The organism is Enterobacter sp. ZOR0014 (assembly GCF_000798855.1).
Classification (GTDB): domain Bacteria; phylum Pseudomonadota; class Gammaproteobacteria; order Enterobacterales; family Enterobacteriaceae; genus Enterobacter; species Enterobacter kobei.
Window position 1 is genome coordinate 1 of sequence record NZ_JTLF01000065.1, and the last position, 1,999, is coordinate 1,999.

Annotated in this window: 3 protein-coding genes; 1 reads left to right on the forward strand and 2 read right to left on the reverse strand. The window is 45.8% G+C overall.

The annotated features are described in order from the left end of the window. Positions 1-179: 179 nt before the first annotated feature. Complete coding sequence (locus L977_RS24885; RefSeq protein WP_231563480.1) at positions 180-836, reverse strand: hypothetical protein; 657 nt, start codon at positions 834-836, stop codon at positions 180-182. On the opposite strand from L977_RS24885, the gene L977_RS02740 reads away from it, so the two are divergent. Beyond that, on the forward strand, positions 829-1,068 hold the full coding sequence (locus L977_RS02740; protein WP_052192604.1) for a DUF523 domain-containing protein: 240 nt from the start codon (positions 829-831) through the stop codon (positions 1,066-1,068). The genes L977_RS24885 and L977_RS02740 overlap by 8 nt on opposite strands. Before the next feature lie 46 nt (positions 1,069-1,114). On the opposite strand, the gene L977_RS02745 is transcribed toward L977_RS02740, so the two are convergent. Further along, complete coding sequence (locus tag L977_RS02745) at positions 1,115-1,642, reverse strand: helix-turn-helix domain-containing protein (protein ID WP_045134821.1); 528 nt, start codon at positions 1,640-1,642, stop codon at positions 1,115-1,117. Between the last annotated feature and the right edge of the window lie 357 nt (positions 1,643-1,999).

Consider the following 1,999-nt stretch of genomic DNA (forward strand, 5'->3'; position numbering starts at 1 on the left):
ATCCCCGTGTCCTTGGTTCGATTCCGAGTCCGGGCACCACTATTTAGAAAACCCAGCCTATGGCTGGGTTTTTGCTTTATGGCTACGGCCGATTTCTGTGCGCTGATAAGCGTGGCTTTAATGCAGGCACGCTTACGCTAATAGCCCGATAAGTTAATACAGGCGGTGGCTCTTTTTTATCACTTAATTTTGCCGGATAAATTGCTGACCTGATTTGAAAGGTTGTCGTTGCTCCGCTTCATGTCATCAAGGCTTCTTTGCAAACGCTCGATCTTACTCTCCTGCTCAGAATTCTTTCTCTCAAGCTGTAAAACCTTCTGAGTTAGCTCATCGACTTTGCGGTTGTCGGACTTCATCTTCCTCAGGCTATCCTGCATCTCCCGTAGGTCCGACTCCCTGAAATCAGAAGGCTCGATTTCATCTGCATCAGAAATTACCGGGATATATCCTCCATTAGCGCTGCTGGGTTTGATACTAACCTGAACTTTATTTAGCCCCGCAGAGTGCGCGTAACCTATTGAAGAAAAATAAAAAAAAGAAACAACACACAGACCAGACAGATATTTATTCATTTCTAACGTCCTTTTAAATTTTTCAATCACTTCCAGGAGTCTCCTTCTGGTATCACCCGCTGAGGATAAAACACATGGCTTAGCCTCTGGCAGTTCATAAACGGGGTCAAAGAGCAGAAGATACTGTTCGTTTTTCATTATAATACGCGTTTCCTCTCCCCCAAAATCCAACCGCCACCCGCTCATTTTCTGCCACCTTATATCCGCCGGTATCGAGATAAACGCGTTACCACGCACCTTATCAAAGGTATCTCCCATGCCCATCAAAGATATAATCCTGCTTAGCCCCTGCCTGTCAGGGCACCTTGTCCGCTACAACGGTACCGATAAATCCTGTTCCTCAGATCTGCTGCAATACCGGCGCGAAGAAGGCCGTCTGGTCACCCACTGCCCGGAACTGGCGGCGTGGCTGGCGTTGAAAACTGCGCAGAGTCAGGGCGGGATTGAAAATCCCCGTGTCCTTGGTTCGATTCTGAGTCCGGACACTACTGTTTAAAGAACCCGCCCAAAAGGCGGGTTTTTGCTTTTGGTCTCTTTTCAATCTAGGGATCGTTCCCAATCACATCCAGCAGTTTATTTTTAAAGATAAACAAACACGCCTCATTGAAGTTCTCCGCCCCCAGCCGTTCCGAAAGTGCCGTTCGTTTGCGGTAGAGGCTTTTCACCGACGTATTCAGCTCATCGGCAACGGCTTCCATCGACATCCCTGCCCTCAGCAACCGCAGCATGATCGCCTCGTGCGTGCTAAGCCGTAAGTTAAGCAGCCATTTGGTTGTCAGACGCCTGCCCTTCATGTTGAGCACCAGATTAAACAGCGACGCCATATCCGGCGCGGTGAGCGACGTGTTCATAAACAACTTCATACTGAGTAGATTCTCTTCGCGATGTCGCATATCCAGCATAACGCAGCAGATCGTTTTCCTTGTTCTGGCCGGATGACGTATCAGGTAATCATATAAACGGAGCGGAGAACGACTATCAATCAATACAGAGTATTCGTCGGCACCATTATCAAATATGTTTCTGTCAATCGAGTCGAGCAGGATAATATCTGGAAAAAAAAGCCTCATGCCCCTGACAAGATAGCGATCCTGAGTCACTAACACTATTGAAGTTGCCACTAACCATCCCTTTTAGATTAAAGCAAGAACGCTCCTTCCGAGAGAAGGCCGCCTTCGTTTTATAGCGCTGTTATATTAACGACAAATGTATTCTGGCTTTGAACATCCCTCAATACACACATTGATGAGTAAGACTTCCTGTAGACCATCATTCAATGTCTGACATTAATTATAAATAAAAAACAATCTCAGAAAAGACACTTCGCTAAACATTAAGAATTTTTGTCATGAAACTTCCCAAACATGCACAAGAAAGTACTTTAATTGATGCTTCCAGGCCTCATTAAAAATATAAAAAAAATGTTC

What these genes read in the sequence shown, in the direction of transcription:
- L977_RS02740 (WP_052192604.1), top strand. Translation starts at nt 829, where the DNA reads ATGCCCATCAAAGATATAATCCTGCTTAGCCCCTGCCTGTCAGGGCAC.
- L977_RS24885 (WP_231563480.1), bottom strand. Translation starts at nt 836, where the DNA reads ATGGGCATGGGAGATACCTTTGATAAGGTGCGTGGTAACGCGTTTATC.
- L977_RS02745 (WP_045134821.1), bottom strand. Translation starts at nt 1,642, where the DNA reads ATGAGGCTTTTTTTTCCAGATATTATCCTGCTCGACTCGATTGACAGA.